Genomic DNA, 19,389 nt, shown 5'->3' with positions numbered 1-19,389 from the left:
CAAAGAAGCCCTTTACGCGCCGCGACCCGCCCTGGGGCGGGATCCCCGGCGCGCCCCGGCCCGGGCACCGGCCGGAACCGCCGGTGAATTCGGGGGCGAACGCAGACGAGGCCGTCTCCGCGGCGACAGCACCCCCCAGCCCTGCCGACGCGGAACGACCTCGTCCGCTGTGAATAACGACCCTTCCTTCGATCGTGTTCCCCGATTCCGCAACTTTTTCGTGATGTGCCTCACTCTCAGGCACGCCTTGCTAACGACATAGTGTCGATATATCGTTGATGCATCGAGAACAGATCACGATATAGGGGGAAAAGTGACTTCCGCGCAGGCAACAGGCGGGCCCTGGCCCGGCGCGCACGATTACCGCAAGGCGGCCCGCGAGGCGTTCAAGGCCGTGGCCGACGCCTTCGAGGAGTTCGGCGGCCGCCGCCAGCCGCACCACCACGAGCACCGGGAGCGCGGCCGGCGGGGCGGTCCCGGACCCTTCCCGTTCGACTTCGGGCGCGGCCCATGGGGCGGTCCGGGCGGGCCATGGGGCGGCGGCCACCGGGGGTGGGGCGGCAGGAGCCGTAAGGCCAAGCGGGGCGACGTACGCGCCGCGATCCTGGCCCTGCTCTCCGAGGAGCCGCGCAACGGCTACCAGATCATCCAGGAGATCGCCGAGCGCAGCGAGGGCGGCTGGAAGCCCAGCCCCGGCGCCGTCTACCCGGCGCTGCAGCAGCTCAGCGACGAGGGCCTGGTGATCTCGGAGGAGCAGGAGGGCCGCAAGACCTTCCGGCTCACCGAGGCCGGGCGCAACTACATCGAGACGCACGCCGACGAGGTCCGGGCCCCGTGGGACGAGATGCGGCCGGACATCGACGACAACACCGCTGATCTCTGGCATATCGCCCGACAGTCTGCATTTGCCATGATGCAGGTTCTTCAGACCGGAAACGACGCACAAATCCGCGAAGCGCGTAAGACTCTTGTTGAGACCCGGCGCAAGCTCTACCAGATCCTGGCCGACGACGAACCGGGCGAGGAGTGACCACATGACCGGCGTCGCCACGGCTGCCCGGTCCGGGGACAGCGAGGAAGCACACGTGGACCGTGACGATCTCCGCATCGGCGACGCCGAGCGCGAGCAGACCATGGCCGCCCTGCGCGAGCACTTCGCGCAGGGTCGTCTCACCCACGAAGAACTCGACGAACGACTCGACCAGACGCTGGCCGCCAAGACGGCCCGCGATCTGGCGAAGGTGACCGCCGATCTGCCGGGTTCCGGGCCGGCCCCCACCGCGGCTCCCGAGCGTCCCGGGCACATCCCGCACTACGACAGGGACGCCTGGCGGCAGGCGATGAAGGCGCACCGGGAGCAGCTCCAGTCCATGCGCCACGCGCGGCGCGACATGCGCCGGGGCTGGGCGGGGCACCCCGGCCCCCAGGGCCACCATGGGCACCCGTGGCGGCACCACCGGGGGCCGGGCCCGCTGCTGCCCCTGCTGTTCGTGTTCATCATGCTCGGGATGGTCTTCGGCGCCGGGCTGTTCAAGGTGTTGATCGTGGTGTGGCTGGGTGCCCTGATCTTCACTGCGGTGCACCGGCGTTTCCACTACCGCGGCTGAATCCCCGCCCAGATCATTTTGGGCCTTGACCGTGTCAGGGGCTCATTTCATGATCTGGGCGGGTCTTCGCTGCGAAAGGGACACCGCATGACCGAGCACAGCACTCCGGTCCGCCGCACGAATCCGTTCGCCGCCGTGCCCGGCGCCGACGGCCTCGTCCTGGATGTGCCGGAGTATCTGTCCGGTTTCGACCGCGACCACGCGGTCTGCACGGGACCGATGTGGAAGCTGGAGCGCGCCCAGAACTTCTACGAGCCCGACGTGGCGAGCTGGCGGGCCATGATGGACGGCGACTGGGCGCGCTCGCTGGCGCTGGCCGACCGCATGGCGGCGCCCATGGCCGAGTTCTTCCGCACCCGCCTGGCGGTCAGCCGGGTGCGGGTGGTGGAGTTCCCGATCACCGCGTACCTGCAGTGGGAGATGCACCTGCTGGTGTTACGCGCCGCGGCGGGCTCCCCGTGCCGGGTGATCCCGGCCGAGCGGGTCGCGGACCTCGACCCGCTGCCCGAGCTGGTGATCTTCGCCCCGACCCTGATGTACGAGGTCCTGTACGACCGGCATGGCGGCTGCCGCGGCGGCCGCCGGATCACCGATCCCGAGGTCGTCGACCCCTGCCTGCACCTGGTCCGCGAGCTGTTCGCCGAGGGGGAGGACGTGCTCGAATTCCACCGGCGGGAGATCGCGCCGCTGCCGCCGCCGGTCGTCACGGACGAGATGCGGGCCGCGCTGCCCGCGTACGCGCACCGGACCGAGGAGTTCCGGATCTGACCCGGCCTACGGGCAGCTGCCGAGCCGGGCGCAGGCCACGAAGTGACCCGGATCGGCCTCCAGCAGACCACCGGTGCCGCCGCGCGCGTGGTAGGGACAGGTGTCCACGGGCCTGGCCTCGGCCCAGTCCTGGTGCAGCCGGGGCACCGCCGCGAGCAACTCGCGCGTGTAGGGGTGCAGCGGGTCTCCGAAGACCTGCTCCGTCGCCCCCATCTCGACCACGCTCCCCCGGCGCAGCACCACCGTGCGCTCGGCGAGATAGTTGCCCAGCGACAGGTCGTGCGTGATGTAGAGCACGCCGAGGCCCCTGGCCTTCAGGTCGGCCAGCAGGTTGAGCACGTCGATGCGGGTGGAGGCGTCCAGCATGCTGGTGATCTCGTCGGCCACCAGCAGTTTGATGTCCAGCAGCAGCGCGCGGGCGATGAGCAGGCGCTGCAACTGGCCGCCGCTGAGCTGGTGCGGGTACTTGCCGATCACCTGGCCGGGGTCGAGCCGCACGTCGCGCAGGCTCTCGCCGACCCGCTGCGCCCATTCGTGCCCGGGGACGGCCGGGTGGTAGGTGTCCTTGATCGTCCCGAACACCCGGTCGGCCTTGAACACCGGGTTGAAGGAGCTGAAGGGGTCCTGGAAGATGCCCTGGATGTGGCGATAGTACTCCTTGCCGGCCCGGACCGGGCGGCCCTCGAAGGTGATCGAGCCGCTGGTGACCGGGTTCAGGCCGAGGATCATCCGGCCGATCGTGCTCTTGCCGCTGCCGCTCTCTCCGATCAGGGACACGACCTCGCCGGGCGCGACCTCGAAGCTGACGCTCCTGACCGCCGTGACGCTCTTCCCGCCGAAGGCGCCGATCTTGAATTCCTTGGTGACGTCGTCGAGTTTGAGCATCATGCCTTCCAGCAGGCGACGTGGTGGCCGGGGGCGAGCTCGGCCACCGGGGGGTCCTCGGCGCACTCCTCCCCCGCGATCGGGCAGCGGTCGCGGAAGCGGCAGCCGGCCGGCGGGTCGAGCAGCGAGGGCGGGCTGCCGGCGATGCCCGCCAGCCGCCGTTCGGTGTGGCGCACGCCCACCTCGGGCAGGGAGTCGAGCAGCAGCCTGGTGTACGGGTGCCGGGGCGCCTTGACGATCACGTCGGCGGGCGCCTTCTCGGCCAGCCTGCCGGCGTACATGACCATGATCGTGTCGGCGATGTGGTGGGTGAGCGCGATGTCGTGGGTGACGAAGATCATGCTCTTGACGTAGCCGCTGTCGCGGAAGCCGAGCAGGGCGCGGGCCACGGCCTTCTGGGTGGAGACGTCGAGCGCCGAGGTGACCTCGTCGGCGATCAGCAGGGACGGGTCGAGCAGCGTGGAGACGACCATGACCACGCGCTGCTTCATGCCGCCCGACAGCTCGATCGGATAGCGGTCGAGCACCTCGCGAGGCAGGCCGACCCGGCTCATCCGGCTCTCCAGCTCGGCGGTGTCCGCGGTGACGCCGCGGGATCTGAGGAGCTCGGTGACCATCCGGCGGATCTTGCGGGTGGGGTTGAGCGCGCTCATGGCGTACTGCGGGATGAGGGAGACCTTGCGGAAGCGGTAGTCGTTCATGCGGCGGTCGTCGGCGATGGGCAGCTCCTCGCCGTCGAGCACGACCGTGCCGCCGGCGTGGCGCATGCGGCCGTCCAGCCGGATGAGGCTCTTGCCCAGGGTGCTCTTGCCGGAGCCGGACTCGCCGACCAGGCCGAGTATCTCGCCGTCGGCCAGGGCGAAGGACATGCCGTCCAGCGCGCGTACCTCTCCCCTGAGCGTCCTGTAGTACACCTTCAGCTCGCTGACCCGCAGGCTCATGTCTCCCTCAGCTTCGGGTTGAAGACCTCGTCCAGCCCGACGTTGGCCACGTACAGGGCGCCCACGATGGCGGTGATGGCCGCGCCCGGCGGCACGAACCACCACCAGAGGCCGAGTTGCAGCGCGCTCCACTGGTTGGAGTTCTGCAGCATCAGGCCGAGTGAGATCCCCTCGGTGGGGCCGAGGCCGATGAAGTCCAGCGAGGACGCGATGAGGATCGACCCGCCGAACAGCAGGATGAACGTCATGAACAGGTAGGAGCTCATGTTCGGCGCGATCTCCCTGGTGATGATCCGCCAGGTGCCCGCGCCGCTCATCCTGGCCAGGTCCACGAACTCCCTGGTACGCAGCGAGAACGTCTGCGCCCTGATCGCCCGCGCCGCCCACGGCCACGACGTGAGGCCGATGAACAGGCCCTGCACGCTCACGCTCCTGATGCCCAGGTAGGCGTTGATGATCAGCAGCACGGCCAGCGTGGGGATGACCAGGATGACGTTGGTCAGCATGTTGAGGACCTCGTCGACCACGCCGCCGCGGTAACCCGCCACGAAGCCGACGAGCATGCCGATGACCGCCGCGATGCCGCCGCCGATCACACCTACCGCGAACGTGCTGCGCAGCCCGTGCCCGAACTGCAGGAAGATGTCCTGGCCGAAGGTGGTGGTGCCGAACCAGTGCTCACCCGAGGGAGGGCTCATGGGGCGGGGGCCGTACTCGTTGGGGTTGCCGCCGAGCAGCGCGGGCCCGACCAGCCCGAGCAGGAGCAGCGCGAGCACGATGCCGAACCCGGTCATCAGCTTGCCGTTGCGCACCGCGAAGTAGAGCGCCTCGCGCCGCACGCCGGCGCGCTCGCGCGGGGCGACTTCCTGAAGTGCGGTCATGCCTGCGCACCCGCCATTCCCGCCCGCGTGCGCGGATCGACCACGACGTAGACGATGTCGATGATGAAGTTGGCGATCAGCACCCCGATCACGATGAACAGGAACGTGCCCTGCAGCAGGAAGAAGTCCTTGTTCTGGATGGCCTTGAGGATGAGGCTGCCGAGCCCGGGGTAGGCGAAGACGATCTCGGTGACCAGCGCGCCCGCCACCAGCACGCCCAGTTGCAGGGCCAGGCCGGTGATCTGGGGCAGGACGGCGTTGCGGAAGGCGTACCGGCGGATGAGCCGGGCGGGGGCGCCGAGCGCGGCCAGGTAGTTGGAGTAGTCGGACTCCAGCTCGTAGATGATCATGTTGCGCATGCCGATGGCCCAGCCGCCCAGCGCCACCAGGAACAGCGACAGGAACGGCAGCGCCCAGTGGTGCAGCAGGTCCAGCAGGAACGTCCACGACCAGTTGGGCCGCATCGAGAAGCTGTAGCCGCCGGCCACCGGGAAGATTCCGGCCAGCACGCCCAGGGCCCAGGCCAGCAGCACCGCCAGCCACATGTACGGCATGGCCGTCAGGACGTACCCGACGGGGAGCACGGTGTTGTCGAGGAGCTTGCGGCGGGCGGCGTACGCGCCGAACTGGTTGCCCACCACCCAGCTCAGCAGCACGGACGGCACGATCAGAGCCAGCGAGTACGGCACCGCGCGCATGATCACTTCGCTGACCGGGGTGGGGAACAGCCAGATGCTGAGCCCGAAGTCGCCCCTGAAGAGCGCGGCCCAGAAGTTGAGGTACTGCTGCCACAGCGGCTGGTCGAAGCCGAAGAGGCTGCTGTAGTAGCCGCGCATCGCCTCGACGGCGGCGGGCTCGGTGATGTTGGCTCGGGCGACCATGCTGGCGACCGGGTCGCCGGGCATGAAGCGCGGGATCATCCAGTTGACCGTGACGGCGACGAAGAAGGTCAGTCCGTATATGAGGAGTTTCCTACCGAAATAGCGGCGCACGCGTGTCTCTCCCTGAAGGCCCTCCGCCCCCGGGGCCGGCTGGGGGCGGAGGGAAGGGTCAGTCCGGCCTGAAGGTCAGGAGCCCGAGGGCTGGAGCTGGGTGAGCGTCTCGAAGCCGCCGAGTTCGAGCCAGTTGCGCCACATGACGGCACCGGTCTTGGGTGCGCTGCCGTTCGCGGCCGGCCAGTTCTTCCACACGCTGGTGCTGGCCTGCGCCCACAGGCCGTTGTACCAGAGCGGGATGATCGGCATGTCGTCGAGATGGATCTGCTGGAGCTGCGAGATGACCTTCTTCATGCCCTCGATGTCATCCGTCTTGATCTGGTCGAGCTCCTGGACGAGGCCCCAGGCCTTCTCGTTCTCGTACCTGGCGAAGTTGACCGTGTTCTGCTGCTTCTGGACGGGGAGCTGGAACATGTACTCGTAGTAGGTGTACGGCGAGTTGGACAGTTGCCGCTCGTTGTTGATGAGCAGGTCGAAGTCGCCCTTGGCGCGCCGTTCCACCAGTGCGTTGAAGTCGGGGAAGTCGGGGGTGATCTGGATGCCGGCGGTCTTGGCGCTGGCCGCGATGGACCTGGCGGCCTCCATCCAGTCGGTCCAGCCGGACGGCACGATGAGGGTCAGGGCGATCTTGGCGCCGTCCTTGTTCTCCACGTACCCGTCGCCGTCACCGTCCCGGTATCCGGCGTCCGCCAGAAGCTTCTTGGCCTTGGCCGTGTCGAAGGCGAACCCGGACCTGCCGACGACGCCCTGGTCCACGAACTGGTCCCACTGCGGCAGCAGGCCGGTCGGGCTGGAGGCCTTGACGAGGTTGCCGTACACGCTCTCCACGATCTGCTTGACGTTGATCGAGGAGGCCAGCGCCTTACGGAAGGCCGGGTCGTCCATCGGCTTGCTGGTCGTGTTGGGCACCAGCCACGCGGTGTTGGCCGACAGCATGTACGGCGGCTGGTCGTAGTAGGTCGCCAGGCCGAAGTCGCCCTGCACCAGGTTGGCCACGCCGGGCAGGAAGTTGTTGCTGAGGTCCAGCCCCTTCTGCAGCAGCATGGCCATCGCGACCTCGTTGCTGGGGGTGGCGATGTCGACGATGTAGCGGGGCTTGGGCTCCATGTTGAGCACCGACTTGCCCCACCAGTCGTCACGCCGCTGCAGCACCACGCGGTCCTGGTCCTTGCTCATGAACGTGTACGCGCCCGTGCCGACCGGGTTCTCGTTGACACCGTCGAGGACCTCGCTCTCCGAGCGGTCCTTCCAGATGTGCTCGGGGACGATCGAGCGGCTGTAGAGCATGAAGTCCCATTCCTGATAGTTCGCCTTCGAGAAGGTGAACCGTACGGTCTGGTCGTCGGGGGCCTCCGCGGTCTTCAACCAGTCCCACAGGTTGTGGTACGGGATCGTCTCCATCTTGCCGAGCTCGAAGGAGAAGACGACGTCCTTGGCGGTGAACGGCCGGCCGTCGGACCACTTGATCCCCGGGCGCAGCTTGACCTCGTACGTGGTGTCGTCGGTCCAGGAGCCACTGGCGGCCAGCCAGGGCGTCAGCTTGGCCGCGTTGGGGTCGTAGTGGAACATCGTCTCGTACACCAGGCCCTTGGTGCCCACGGCCGAGTCCCACTCCCTGATCGGGTTGAAGTTGGGTGGCGGGCCCCACTGGGTGCCTGTCGTGTAGAGCGTCTCGTTGCGCGGCAACGAGCCGGGATTGGCAGTTGCTCCGGCGCCCTGGTTCCGCGCTTGGGAGGCCGGCGGGGTCGGCGTGGATCCGCCGCCGGTGCAGGCCGCGGCGAACAGGCCCGCCGCCACGAGCGGAATCATGATCCGAGCCCGGTTACGCATCGCTTCACTCCTTCCCTCCGCGCCCGGCGCGGAGGTTCGCACGTCTGCTAGCACCCCGATGGGCCGGCTTTCCGACGGGGCCGCGCCCCTATGGGAGCGCTCCCATCCACAACGCTGAACGCGCTCCGCCGTGGAGACCGGTAAGCGGTCACTCTTCAGTAGCGAACAGGCCGGAGGGCCTGCTGAACCGGATAAGTACCGCGAACGTAAATTCCGTGTGTCCGTGCCGTCAAGGGTCGTGACGCTTTCGAGACGTCGCCCTGCAAACGCTCTCACGCACGCGGGTGCGCGTGTCCAGGCACGATACGAGGGGGCGGGAGCGAGGTTGGCTAACCGGTTCAATCGAGAACGCATCCGGAGCTCCAAATAAGCGCATCCCACGCCCGCGCTCCGCACAGCGGCGCGCTTCTCTCTCCCCCGCGGCACCCGGCGAGACCGGTCGGCCCACCACTCGGCCGGACACCACCAGCCGCATTCCAGAGTGGCGACGACAGAGGGGGCGACTACGCGACGGGATGAGCGGCAACCGCGACGGCGGCAGCGCACGGCGCGCCATGCCCCCCGGGGATTGGCGCCCCGGCCTCCCGACAGGAGGGAGGCCGGGGCGTTGTGGGTGCCCTGCTTCCCGGAGTAGAGCCCCACCCGTCCATTTTAGGGTGCTTTGTTAGCTTTTGGGCGAATTTCAGATTTTGAAGGTCAGGCCATGGGCGGGCTGGTGCGCCGAGGCGGTCCGGGGGCCGTCACCGGACCGTGTGTTCGGGTCAGAGCCAGCCCATGCGCTGGGCGGTGCGGATGGCCTCCAGGCGGTTCTGGGCGTTGAGCTTGGTCATGGCGCTCGACAGGTAGTTGCGGACGGTGCCCTCCGTGAGGTGCAGCTCGCCCGCGATCTTGGAGATCGTGGCCCCGTCGCCGGCCAGCCGCAGCGCGTCGCGTTCCCGCTCGGTCAGCGGGCTGTCGCCGGCCGCCATCGCCGCCGCGGCCAGCTCCGCGTCCAGGTAGCGGCCGCCCCCCTGAACCTTGCGGATCGCCATCGCCAGCTCCTCCGCCGAGGCGTCCTTGCCGAGGAAGCCGCTCACGCCCGCCGCCATGGCCCGGCGCAGGTAGCCCGGACGGCCCAGGCTGGTGAGAATGACGATCTTGCATTGGGCGCTGATCTGCTCGGCCGCGCTCAGGCCGTCCATGCCCGGCATCTCGATGTCGAGCACGGCCACGTCCGGCCGGTGCTCGGCCACGGCGGCCACGACCTCGTCGCCCCGGCCCACCTGCGCGACGACCTCGATGCCCTCCTCCAGGTCCAGCAGGGCCGCGATGGCCCCCCTGACCAGGTGCTCGTCGTCGGCGAGCAGCACGCGGGTGGTCATATGGCCTCCGTATGGCTAGGCGTCACGCGGGCACCGCCGCCCGCAACAGGTAGCGGCCCGCGTCCGACGGCCGCGCTTCCAGGGTGCCGCCCGCCGCTCGCACCCGATCGGCCAGTCCGGCCAGGCCGATCGGCGAGTGCTCGCCCACCGGGCCGCTCACCCCGTCGTTGGACATCTCCAGGACGCCGTTCTCGATGGTGATCGTGCAGCGTCCGGCCTTGCTGTGCTTGAGCACGTTGGTCACGCCCTCGCGTACGACGGTGGCCAGCAGCGTGCGGGACTCCGGCGGCAGCGTGCCCGCCTCGACCTGGACGGAGCAGCGTACGTTGGCCGCTTCCAGCACCGCCCGTACGCTGGCGAGCACCTCGTCCAGATCGATGGACCGGTAGCTCTGCACCACGGAGCGGACCTCGCGCAGCGACCGCCTGGACAGGTCGCGGACCTGGAACATCTCCTCCGCGGCCGCCGTCGCGTCCACCCGCATCGTGCGCTCCGCGTCCGCGGTCCGGGCCGAGATGTCGGCGAGGCTCTGCCCGAGCAGGTCGTTGAGGTCGCGGGCGAAGCGCAACCGCTCCTCGGAGACCGCCAGCCGGGCCATGGCCTCCTGGCCCTCGTGGGCGTCCACGGCCAGCCGCCAGAGCCGCAGGTTGGCCCACACCCCGCCGACGGCGAGCGTGGTGATGAACACCTGCACCGCCAGGAACAGCGGCTCGAAGGACCCGAGCAGCACCGTCATGGCGGCGTTGTAGACCACGATCGACGCGACAGACAGGACGACGACGGTGCGTTTGCGGACGAACGCCGCCATCAGCCCGAGCCACGTCGCTATCGGAAACAGCATCAGGCTCAGGAGCAAGCCGATCACCCCGGTCACCGCCAGGATCCCCGTCGGGCGCGCACCTCCTCTGACGGCGATCCTGAACGGCCGCGTGGCCAGCACCTGGAAAACCGTCAGCAGCACGGCGGCCACCACGAGGACGGGCCGTGGGAGGCCGCTCGACCACAGGATGACCAGTTCGACGTAGCCGAAGGCGCTGAGCAGGAGGAGGAAGTCGGTGGAATAGACGATCAGCCAGCGGGCCTTGTCCAGGTTGGTGGCCCGGTGCAGCCGCTTCACGCGGGCACCGCCGCGCGCAGCAGGAACTCGCCCGCCGGGGTGGGTGCCGCCGTGAACGAGCCGCCCGCCGTGGCCAGCCGCTCCGACAGGCCGCGCAGGCCGTAGCCCGGCGTGGCCACCGCCACGGCCACGGCCTCGTACACGCCGTCGTTGCGCATCTCCAGCACGCCCCCCTCGATCGTGATCGCGCACCGCGTGGCCTTGCTGTGCTTGAGCACGTTGGTGCCTCCCTCGCGAACCGCCCAGGCCAGCAGCGTCCTGGCGGCCGGCGACAGGTCGCCGGCCCGGAAGTCGATCTCACAGCGGGCGCCCGCGGCCTCCAGCGCGGCACGCACCCCTTCGAGCTCCTCATCGAGATCCAGCGCCTGGTATCCGTGTACGGCCTGCTGCACCTCGGCCAGCGAGTCGCGGGTCAGCCCGCGCACCTCGGCCATCTCGGCGAAGGCGCGCCCGGCGTCCTTGGTCGCCAGCTTGGCGGCCAGCTCGCTCTTCAGCGTGATGACCGACAGGCTGTGCCCGAGCAGGTCGTGCAGGTCGCGGGCGAAGCGCAGCCGCTCCTCCGCCACCGCCAGCCGTGCCTTCGCCTCGCGGCTGTGGTGGGCGTCCCTGATCACCCACCACAGCCAGCGCAACTGCAACATGCCCACGGTCAGGAAGGCGCAGCCGAACGTGCTGGCGGCCAGCGCGATCAGCCAGTCCTGCCCCGCCACCAGGGCGTTGAACGTGGCGACCAGGCCGGCGGCGGCCACCGTCAGCAGGGCCGTGACCAGCGGCCGCAGGTAGAGGGCGGCGACCGACACCCACAGCAGCAGCGCCTCGAACCGGGCCGCCAGGGAGTCCTGGCCCGGCGGCAGGAGCACCAGGGCGCCCGCCGCGAACACCCCGGCGAGCAGCAGCCTCGGTGTGGGGCGGGGTCTGTGCTCGTAGGCCTCGCGCAGCAGGAACGGGAAGAGCCCGAAGAAGCCGAGCACGAACACGATGGCGATCGCCGCGCGCTCGATGGAAAGGGTGCCGGCCATCACGTCGGCAACGGCGTCCACGAGGTAGACGAGGCCGTAGAGAACCACCATGGCGTCCAGCCAGTAAACGATGATTTTCTTCGCCGTGTCCGGACGTGCCGCCATCACGCCTCCCCCTGACAAGTTGGGAAAATCCTAGTTCAGGGCAGGCCCCGCCGAAGAACCCTTAATACGCGGGGTGCGGGCGCCACACCGCGCAGTGACAACCAGGCCAGCCCGTGCGAGGCGGCGTAGTCGGCCAGTTTGTGCGCGTCGGACTCGCTCAGGTCGTCCGCTGCCGCCAGCACCGGGGTCAGCGCGATGCGCCTCCAGGCCCGCTCCGGGTCCGCCAGCCCCTGAGCCTCCGCGACCTGGTCGCGGGCCGCCAGCACCGCCACCGCCACCCTGTGCAGGCGCCCGTCCGAGGCGGCCCGCCGCTCGGTGACGGTGCGAGGCTCACTGGCGGCCCGCCGCTCGGTGACGGTGCGAGGCTCACTGGCGGTGCGGCGTTCGGTGACGGTGCGGCGCCCGGTGACGGTGCGCGGCCCGAGCGCGGTACGCGGCTCCATGGCGGCCAGCAGGTTGACGGTGCCGACGTCGGCGCCCGCCTGGCGGGTGGCCCGCAACATCGCGACGTCGCCCGGGCTCAGCCCGTCCGGCCGCAGGCGCAACGTGAAGCTCACCCGCAGCCGCCGCTCGCGCTGCACGGCCCGGATGGCCCTGGCCCGGCGTTGCACCGCGGCGCTGTCCGCACCGTCACGCACCTCGAAGTCGACGGCGGCGGCGTCGAACGCCCCGACCACCCGGCGGTAGGCGGCGGCCAGGCCGCCGGGCCGGAGGCAGGTGTCGGCCAGATCCTCGCCGCCGGGCCCACCGAAGACCGGAGCGGCGTCGCCGCCCAGCGCCCTGAGCCGGCCGATCCGGTTGGCCACCGGGTTCTCGCCGGGGTCGAGAGCGCCCGTCCATTTGGGGGCGCACCCGTCGCCACCTGCCACGAGGTGGCCCAGCGCGTACCGGCGGACTCCCGTACGCCGGAACTCGACGGGCAGGTCGAAGCCGGGCTCGCGAGCGGTGTCGACGAACCCGACGAACCCCTCGAACCCGGGCGGCTCCGGCGTCCCGGACGGCGTGGAGTGCCGCCGCCCGGCGGGCGGGTCCTGCCGTCGGTCGGCAGGTGTCGCGGGCGGCAGAAGCTGCGACGGGGCGGGGAGGGGCCGGGTCACGGGCTTCGGCGGCGGCTCCGCGCCCGCCGGGAGCAGGCGGATCGCCACCCCGGTGGCGGCGGTGAGCACGAGCGCGCCCAGTATCGCGAGCGGGCGCGGGAGCAGGCCAGGCTCTCTCTGGTGCCGCGGCATCGGCCACCCCAGGTGATCGGTCGGCTACGTACGGCGCTTGGCCCCGTGAACGCTAGCAAGCACCCACGGCGCGGCGCGCCCCTTTTCCGGTTCGCGTCCGTTGTGTGCGGATAATGTGGGCATGAAGCTGCGGATCTTCACTGAGCCCCAGCAGGGCGCGACATATGACGACCTGCTCGCCGTCGCCCAGGCCACCGAACGGCTGGGTTTTGACGCTTTCTTCCGTTCGGATCACTACCAGCGCATCGGCTCCGGTGACCCCGGTCCCGGCTCGACCGACGCGTGGATCACCCTTGCCGCCCTGGCGAGGGAGACCTCGCGGATCCGGTTGGGCACCCTGGTGTCGCCCGCCACGTTCCGGTTGCCGGGGCCGCTGGCGATCAGCGTCGCCCAGGTGGACCAGATGAGCGGCGGGCGGGTGGAGCTGGGTTTCGGCACCGGCTGGTACGACCGGGAGCACTCGGCGTATGGCATCCCGTTCCCGCCGGTCAATGAGCGGTTCGGGCGGTTCGAGGAGCAGTTGGAGATCATCACCGGCCTGTGGACGGCGGGGAAGGACTACTCCTTCGAGGGCCGCTACTACCGGCTGGCCGACTCGCCCGCGCTGCCCAAGCCCGCCCAGCGGCCCCGGCCCCCGATCATCATCGGGGGCACCGGGGCCAAGCGCACGCCGAGGCTGGCGGCCACGTACGCGGACGAGTACAACGTGCCGTTCCACACCCCGGCCGACACCGCCGAGGCGTTCCAGCGCGTGCGCGCGGCGTGCGAGGAGACCGGGCGCAAGGTGCGGTTCTCCGTGGCGCACACCACCGTCGTGGGCGCCGGCCGGTCGGAGGTGGAGCGGCGCGCGGCCGCCATCGGCGAGACCGCCGACGACCTGCGTGAGCGGGCCATAGCGGGCACCCCGGCCGAGGTGCTGGCCAGGATCGGCGAGTACGCGGAGCTGGGGGCGGACACCGTCTACCTGCAGATCCTCGACCTGGCCGACATCGAGCACCTGGAGCTCATCGCGGCCGAGGTCCTGCCGCACGTCCAGTAATCGGTTGGCGGCGTTTCGCGCGGTTACGGCACACTTGACACGTGCTGCTGACGATCACCACCACCGTGAGGCCCGCCACCGACCTGGGTTTTCTCCTGCACAAGCATCCCGGCCGCGTGCAGGAGTTCCGCCAGTCGTTCGGCACCGCCACGGTGTTCTACCCGGAGGCGGGCGAGGAGCGCTGCACGGCGGCGCTGCTGCTCGACGTGGACCCGGTCGCGCTGGTCAGGTCGCGGGGCAAGGGCTCGCCCGACTTCAGCCTGTCACAGTACGTCAACGACCGCCCCTACGCCGCCTCCTCGCTGCTGGCCGTGGCGCTGGCCGACGTGTTCCGCACGGCCCGCGCCGGCCGGTGCACGGCCCGGCCCGAGCTGCCGGGCACGCCGCTGCCGCTGGAGCTGCGGCTGCCCGCGCTGCCCTGCCGGGGCGGGCCGGATCTGGCGCGGCGGCTGTTCGAACCGCTCGGCTGGGAGGTGGACGCGCAGGCACTGCCGCTCGACGAGGCCTTCCCCGAGTGGGGCCAGTCGCGATATGTCGGGCTCACGCTGCGTGGCGCGTCCCGCCTGGCCGACGCGCTCAACCACCTGTACGTGCTGCTGCCCGTCCTCGACGACGCCAAGCACTACTGGATCGCTCCCGACGAGGTGGACAAGCTGATCAGGGCCGGTACGGGCTGGCTGCACGGCCACCCCGAGCGCGGCCTGATCACCCGGCGCTACCTGGGACGGCGCCACTCCCTGGCCCGCACGGCGCTGGCCCGGCTGGCCGAGCTGGGAGACGAGACCGAGGAGCAACTGGAGCCCGCGGTCGAGGAGGAGCCGCCCACCGAGGACCCGGCAGCCGGGGAGGCGGCGGAGGAGGAGACGGCGGCCGACGAACCGGCCGTCACGACCCAAGCCGACGCGGGGGCCGAGGCTGAGGCGGGGGCTGCCGAGGTCAGGCCGAAGGCGCTGAACGTGCGCCGGCGCGAGGCCGTACTGGCCAAGCTGGCCGAACTGGGCGCCGTCAGCGTGATCGACCTGGGCTGCGGCCAGGGCGAACTGGTCGGCGCGCTGCTGGCCACGCCCAGGTTCGCCAAGGTCGGCGGCATGGACGTCTCCTCGATGGCGCTCACCGTCGCCGCCCGCAAGCTGCGCCTCGACCGCATGCCCGACTCCAGGCGCGCCCGGCTCACCCTGTTCCAGGGCGCGCTCACCTACACCGACAAGCGCCTGTCCGGTTACGACGCCGCCGTGCTCATGGAGGTGGTCGAGCACGTGGACCCGTCCCGCCTGGAGGCGCTCGAACGCGTCGTCTTCGGCCACGCCCGGCCGGCGCACGTGCTCGTCACCACCCCGAACATCGAATACAACGTGCGATACGAGTTCCTGACCGGGCTGCGCCACCCCGACCACCGCTTCGAGTGGACCCGAGCCGAGTTCACCGCCTGGGCCTCGCGGGTGGCCGGCCGCCACGGCTACCGGGTCGCGTACGAGCCGGTCGGCGACGAGGACCCCGAGGTGGGCCCGCCGACCCAGATGGGAGTATTCACCCTTGATCAGCGTTCCTGAGCTGTCCCTCGTGGTGCTCGTGGGCGTGTCGGGCAGCGGCAAGTCCACGTTCGCCGCCCGGCACTTCGCGCCCACCCAGGTCATCTCCTCCGACTTCTGCCGCGGCCTGGTCTCCGACGACGAGAACGACCAGTCGGCCACCCCCGCGGCCTTCGACCTGCTGCACCACATCGTCGGCGTGCGCCTGGCCAGGGGCCTGTTCACCGTGGTCGACGCCACCAACGTCCAGTACGCCGCCCGCCGCGGGCTGATCGACCTGGCCAGGAAGCACGATGTGCTGGCCGAGGCCATCGTGCTCGACGTGCCGGAGGAGGTGGCCATCGAGCGCAACGCCGCCCGCCCGGACCGTGCCTTCGGCCCCGGCGTGGTACACCGCCAGCGCAGGGACCTGCGCCGCTCGCTGGGCAGGATCTCGGGGGACGGGTTCCGGCGGGCCCACGTGCTGCGTGGCGTGGAGGAGATCGACGCCGCGGTGATCACGTACGAGAAGGGCTGGTCGGACAGGACCGAGCTGACCGGGCCGTTCGACATCATCGGCGACGTGCACGGCTGCCGGGCCGAGCTGGAGGCGCTGCTGCGCCGGCTCGGCTGGGAGGGGATCAGGCACCCCGCGGGCCGGACCGCCGTGTTCGTCGGCGACCTGGTGGACCGCGGCCCCGACACCCCCGGCGTGCTCAGCCTGGTGATGGACATGGTGGAGGCGGGCACCGCGATCTGCGTGATGGGCAACCACGAGCAGAAGCTGGTGCGCGCGCTCAACGGCCGCAAGGTCAGGGTGGCGCACGGCCTGCGGGAGTCACTCGACCAGCTCGCCACGCGGCCGCCCGAGTTCGTGGACCGGGCCAGGGCGTTCATGGACGGGCTGCGCAGCCACTACCGCCTGGACGGCGGCCGGCTCGTGGTCGCGCACGCGGGGCTCAAGGAGGCCTACCACGGCCGCGCCTCCGGCCGCGTACGCGCCTTCGCCCTGTACGGCGACACCACCGGTGAGACCGACGAGTACGGCCTGCCGGTCCGCTACCCGTGGGCCGACGAATACCGCGGCCGGGCGATGGTCGTCTACGGCCACACCCCCACGGTCCGGCCCGAATGGGTCAACAACACGATCTGCCTGGACACCGGCTGCGTGTTCGGCGGCCACCTGACCGCGCTGCGCTACCCCGAGCGCCAGATCGTCCAGGTCCCCGCCGAGAAGGTCTGGTACGAGCCCGCCAAGCCGCTCGGCCACGCCCACGGCCGCGAGCCGGGCATGCTCGACATCACCGACGTGACCGGCACCCGTTACGTCGAGACCCGGTTCGGCCCCAATGTCAAGGTCATGGAGGAGAACACGGCCGCGGCCCTGGAGGTCATGAGCCGGTTCGCGGTGGATCCGCGCTGGCTGGTCTACCTGCCGCCGACCATGGCGCCGCCGGAGACGTCCAAGCTCGACGGCTACCTGGAGCACCCGCACGAGGCGTTCGAGGAGTTCGCCGCCGCCGGGGTGCGCGAGGTCGTGTGCGAGGAGAAGCACATGGGCTCGCGGGCCGTCGCCGTGCTGGCCAGGACGCCCGAGGTGGCGGCGGCCAGGTTCGGCGTGACGGACGGCAGCGCGGGGGTCGTCTACACGCGCACCGGACGGCCGTTCTTCGCCGACACCGCGCCGCTGGTCGCCGGGCTGCGCGAGGCGTGCGAGCCGCTGTGGGCCGCGCTCGGCTCCGACTGGGTGGTGCTCGACTGCGAGCTGCTGCCGTGGTCGGCGAAGGCGGGCGAACTGATCAAATCGCAGTACGCCTCCGTCGGGGCGGCGGCCCGCGCCGCGCTGCCCGAGGCTGTCGCGGCGCTTGAGACGGCGGCCGGGCGCGGACTGGATGTGGGCGAGCTGATGGCCCGCACCCGGCGCCGTGCCGACAACGCTGCCCTTTTCCGCGACGCTTACGCCCGTTACTGCTGGCCTGTTGACGGCCTCGACGGGATCAGGCTGGCGCCGTTCCAGATCCTGGCCTGCGAGGGGCGGGCCACGGCGGTGGAGCCGCACGCCTGGCACCTGTCCACGCTGGCGCTGCTCGACTCGCCGCTGATCGCCAGGACCGAGCACGTCTTCGTCACGCTCGGCTCGCCCGATTCCCGGGCCGAGGCGACCGCGTGGTGGGAGGCGCTGACGGCGGCGGGTGGCGAGGGCATGGTGGTCAAGCCCGCCGCGTACCAGCCCGGCCGGGTGCAGCCCGGGGTCAAGGTGCGGGGCCGCGAATACCTGCGCATCATCTACGGCCCCGACTACACCGAGTCGCTCGACGTGCTGCGCCGGCGCTTCCTGGGCAAGAAGCGCTCGATGGCGCTGCGCGAATACACGCTCGGCCTGGAGGCGCTGTCGCGGCTGGCGGAGGGCGAGGCGAGCTGGCGGGTGCACGAGCCGGTCTTCGCGGTGCTGGCGCTGGAGTCCGAACCGGTCGATCCGCGGCTCTAGCCACGCATGGGCTAGTCTCGCCCGTGTGATTGACGACGTCCTCGGCCCCTCGCCGGACGTGCTGTTCTGCGGCATCAACCCGGGGCTCGTGTCCGAGGCCACCGGCCACCACTTCGCCAGGCCGGGCAACCGGTTCTGGCCCGCGCTGCACCTGTCCGGCTTCACGCCGCGGCGGCTCGCGCCCGCCGAGCAGCACCTGCTGCCCTCGTACGGACTGGGGATCACCAACATCGTGCCCCGCGCGAGCGCCAAGGCGGCGGAGCTGACCAGGCAGGAGCTGGTGGAGGGGGCCACGGAGCTGACCGCGAAGGTGGCGGCGGCCGGGCCCGAGGTGCTCGCGGTGCTGGGCATCTCGGCCTACCGCACCGCCTTCGGCCGGCCCCGGTCCCGCATCGGCGAGCAGGCCGAGCCGGTGGGCGGGGCCAGGGTCTGGGTGCTGCCCAATCCGAGCGGGCTCAACGCCCATTGGACCCTGGCCGCCATCGCCGACGAGCTGCGCCGCCTGCGGCTGTCCCTGAGCCGGCCGGCCTACCGGGCGGCGAAGTCCTGCGTCCAGTAGATCCGGCCCCGGGCGTCCTTGACGGCACCCACCCCGATGAGGTTGAACCGGCAGTTCATGATGTTGGTCCGGTGACCGGGGCTGTTCATCCAGGCCCGCACCACGGACGCGGGGGTGGGCTGGCCGGCGGCGATGTTCTCCGCCCAGCTCGATCCGCCGGTGAAGCCGGCCGCCCTGATGCGGTCCAGGAAGCCGCGGCCGTCCTGCGAGTCGTGGTCGAAGAAACCGTTCCTGGCCATGTCGGTGGAGTGGCCCGCGGCCGCGGCCCGGAGCCGCGGGTCGTGCGCGAGCGACCGGCAGCCGCCCTTGGCCCGCTCGGCGTTGGTCAGCCTGACGACCTCGTTCTCCTCCGCCGTGCCGGCGGTGCCCGACGCGGGTGGCGGCGTGCTGGGGCTGGGGGTGGGGGCGGGCGTGGTGGTGCCCCGGCCGGGCGCGCAGGACAGCTTGACGGGCTTGGACTTGACGCTGTTGCCGCGATAGTCGGTGGCGACCGCGTAGTAGGTGCCGCGGCGGCACGGGATGGCCAGGGTGATGCGGCCCTTCCTGCCGGCGCCGCTCTTGACGACGCGGTCGGGGCCCGGCACGGCGCGCAGGATGCGGATGCGCATCAGTGCGGGACGGAAGCAGCCACGGCGCACCGCGAACGACTGGATCTTGAGAGCGGTGCTGAGGCGAGGCTTGGCCACGCTCACGCGGCACGCGGCCGCCAGGGCCGCGGGAGCCGCGGGAGCCGCGGCGGCCGTCTCGGCCGCCGTCGCGGCCTGCGCCGGGCTGAGCGGCGTGCACACGGCCGCCAGGCTCACGAGTCCGGCGAGCGCGCCAAGGGGTCTACGCATAGGGGAATTCCTCCAGTTGCGACAGACGCCCCGGCCGCCGCGCCCCCGGCCACTCGTCCGTGACCGAAACCCGAGCAGGCGACCTCCCGATCCGGACGTCTGCTCGTGGGTACGCAGACGCCCCGCCACCGGTTCGGTGAGCTCAGACCACATTCACAGGTCGCCGATCCGAGCCCGTGCGCTGCTGAGGCGCGATGATCTTCGACCATGCTTCCTCCACC

At 70.9% G+C, this 19,389-nt stretch carries 17 protein-coding genes; 7 read left to right on the top strand and 10 right to left on the bottom strand.

The genetic code is table 11. The features are described from left to right. The first annotated feature begins 313 nt into the window (after positions 1-313). The 3 genes from ABGB18_RS09580 to ABGB18_RS09570 all read left to right on the top strand — a co-directional run bounded on the left by ABGB18_RS09580 (position 314) and on the right by ABGB18_RS09570 (position 2,375). Positions 314-1,030 (top strand): PadR family transcriptional regulator, encoded by a 717-nt coding sequence (locus tag ABGB18_RS09580; RefSeq protein ID WP_347695042.1) that lies wholly within the window; start codon positions 314-316, stop codon positions 1,028-1,030. 4 nt (positions 1,031-1,034) lie between these two features. Continuing rightward, complete coding sequence (locus tag ABGB18_RS09575; protein ID WP_347695041.1) at positions 1,035-1,607, top strand: DUF1707 domain-containing protein; 573 nt, start codon at positions 1,035-1,037, stop codon at positions 1,605-1,607. Positions 1,608-1,694: 87 nt separating this feature from the next. After that, positions 1,695-2,375: a DUF6879 family protein gene (locus ABGB18_RS09570; protein WP_347695040.1), complete on the top strand. Its 681-nt coding sequence runs from the start codon at positions 1,695-1,697 to the stop codon at positions 2,373-2,375. A 6-nt stretch (positions 2,376-2,381) separates the two neighbouring features. Here ABGB18_RS09570 and ABGB18_RS09565 read toward each other — a convergent pair whose 3' ends face one another. The 9 genes from ABGB18_RS09565 to ABGB18_RS09525 all read right to left on the bottom strand — a co-directional run bounded on the left by ABGB18_RS09565 (position 2,382) and on the right by ABGB18_RS09525 (position 12,738). Further along, positions 2,382-3,260 carry an ATP-binding cassette domain-containing protein gene (locus tag ABGB18_RS09565; RefSeq protein ID WP_347695320.1) on the bottom strand — a complete coding sequence of 293 codons (879 nt, stop codon included), beginning with the start codon at positions 3,258-3,260 and terminating at the stop codon, positions 2,382-2,384. After that, positions 3,260-4,201 carry an ABC transporter ATP-binding protein gene (locus ABGB18_RS09560; protein ID WP_347695039.1) on the bottom strand — a complete coding sequence of 314 codons (942 nt, stop codon included), beginning with the start codon at positions 4,199-4,201 and terminating at the stop codon, positions 3,260-3,262. Before ABGB18_RS09560 ends, ABGB18_RS09565 begins: the two co-directional genes overlap by 1 nt. Further along, positions 4,198-5,082, bottom strand: coding sequence for an ABC transporter permease (locus ABGB18_RS09555; protein WP_347695038.1), 885 nt, complete (start codon positions 5,080-5,082; stop codon positions 4,198-4,200). The genes ABGB18_RS09560 and ABGB18_RS09555 overlap by 4 nt, the downstream gene beginning before the upstream one ends. Further along, the gene (locus tag ABGB18_RS09550; RefSeq protein ID WP_347695037.1) at positions 5,079-6,074 is read right to left on the bottom strand and encodes an ABC transporter permease; all 996 of its coding nucleotides are present in this window, start codon (positions 6,072-6,074) and stop codon (positions 5,079-5,081) included. The genes ABGB18_RS09555 and ABGB18_RS09550 overlap by 4 nt, the downstream gene beginning before the upstream one ends. 75 nt (positions 6,075-6,149) lie before the next feature. After that, on the bottom strand, positions 6,150-7,907 hold the full coding sequence (locus tag ABGB18_RS09545; protein ID WP_347695036.1) for an ABC transporter substrate-binding protein: 1,758 nt from the start codon (positions 7,905-7,907) through the stop codon (positions 6,150-6,152). Between the two features lie 761 nt (positions 7,908-8,668). Next, positions 8,669-9,268 (bottom strand): response regulator transcription factor, encoded by a 600-nt coding sequence (locus tag ABGB18_RS09540; protein ID WP_347695035.1) that lies wholly within the window; start codon positions 9,266-9,268, stop codon positions 8,669-8,671. A gap of 22 nt (positions 9,269-9,290) precedes the next feature. Beyond that, positions 9,291-10,385 (bottom strand): histidine kinase, encoded by a 1,095-nt coding sequence (locus ABGB18_RS09535; RefSeq protein ID WP_347695034.1) that lies wholly within the window; start codon positions 10,383-10,385, stop codon positions 9,291-9,293. Beyond that, entirely contained in the window at positions 10,382-11,509 is a 1,128-nt protein-coding gene (locus ABGB18_RS09530) for a histidine kinase (protein ID WP_347695033.1), read from the bottom strand. Before ABGB18_RS09530 ends, ABGB18_RS09535 begins: the two co-directional genes overlap by 4 nt. Before the next feature lie 35 nt (positions 11,510-11,544). After that, positions 11,545-12,738 carry a hypothetical protein gene (locus ABGB18_RS09525; RefSeq protein ID WP_347695032.1) on the bottom strand — a complete coding sequence of 398 codons (1,194 nt, stop codon included), beginning with the start codon at positions 12,736-12,738 and terminating at the stop codon, positions 11,545-11,547. A gap of 121 nt (positions 12,739-12,859) precedes the next feature. On the opposite strand from ABGB18_RS09525, the gene ABGB18_RS09520 reads away from it, so the two are divergent. The 4 genes from ABGB18_RS09520 to mug are packed head-to-tail and all read left to right on the top strand — an operon-like array spanning position 12,860 to position 18,332. Continuing rightward, complete coding sequence (locus ABGB18_RS09520; protein ID WP_347695031.1) at positions 12,860-13,777, top strand: LLM class F420-dependent oxidoreductase; 918 nt, start codon at positions 12,860-12,862, stop codon at positions 13,775-13,777. Positions 13,778-13,818: 41 nt separating this feature from the next. Next, entirely contained in the window at positions 13,819-15,327 is a 1,509-nt protein-coding gene (locus ABGB18_RS09515) for a 3' terminal RNA ribose 2'-O-methyltransferase Hen1 (RefSeq protein ID WP_347695030.1), read from the top strand. After that, a complete protein-coding gene (locus tag ABGB18_RS09510) occupies positions 15,311-17,773 on the top strand; it encodes a polynucleotide kinase-phosphatase (RefSeq protein WP_347695029.1) in 2,463 nt (820 codons plus the stop codon). Before ABGB18_RS09515 ends, ABGB18_RS09510 begins: the two co-directional genes overlap by 17 nt. 25 nt (positions 17,774-17,798) lie before the next feature. Further along, complete coding sequence (gene mug, locus ABGB18_RS09505; RefSeq protein WP_347695028.1) at positions 17,799-18,332, top strand: G/U mismatch-specific DNA glycosylase; 534 nt, start codon at positions 17,799-17,801, stop codon at positions 18,330-18,332. Here mug and ABGB18_RS09500 read toward each other — a convergent pair. Next, positions 18,302-19,168 (bottom strand): CAP domain-containing protein, encoded by an 867-nt coding sequence (locus tag ABGB18_RS09500; RefSeq protein WP_347695027.1) that lies wholly within the window; start codon positions 19,166-19,168, stop codon positions 18,302-18,304. The two genes, mug and ABGB18_RS09500, sit on opposite strands and share 31 nt — an antisense overlap. Between the last annotated feature and the right edge of the window lie 221 nt (positions 19,169-19,389).

The organism is Nonomuraea sp. B12E4 (assembly GCF_039871825.1).
In the GTDB taxonomy this organism is placed as follows: domain Bacteria; phylum Actinomycetota; class Actinomycetes; order Streptosporangiales; family Streptosporangiaceae; genus Nonomuraea.
Note: the sequence above shows the minus strand (reverse complement) of the source record. Positions and strands in the feature narration are given on the sequence as shown.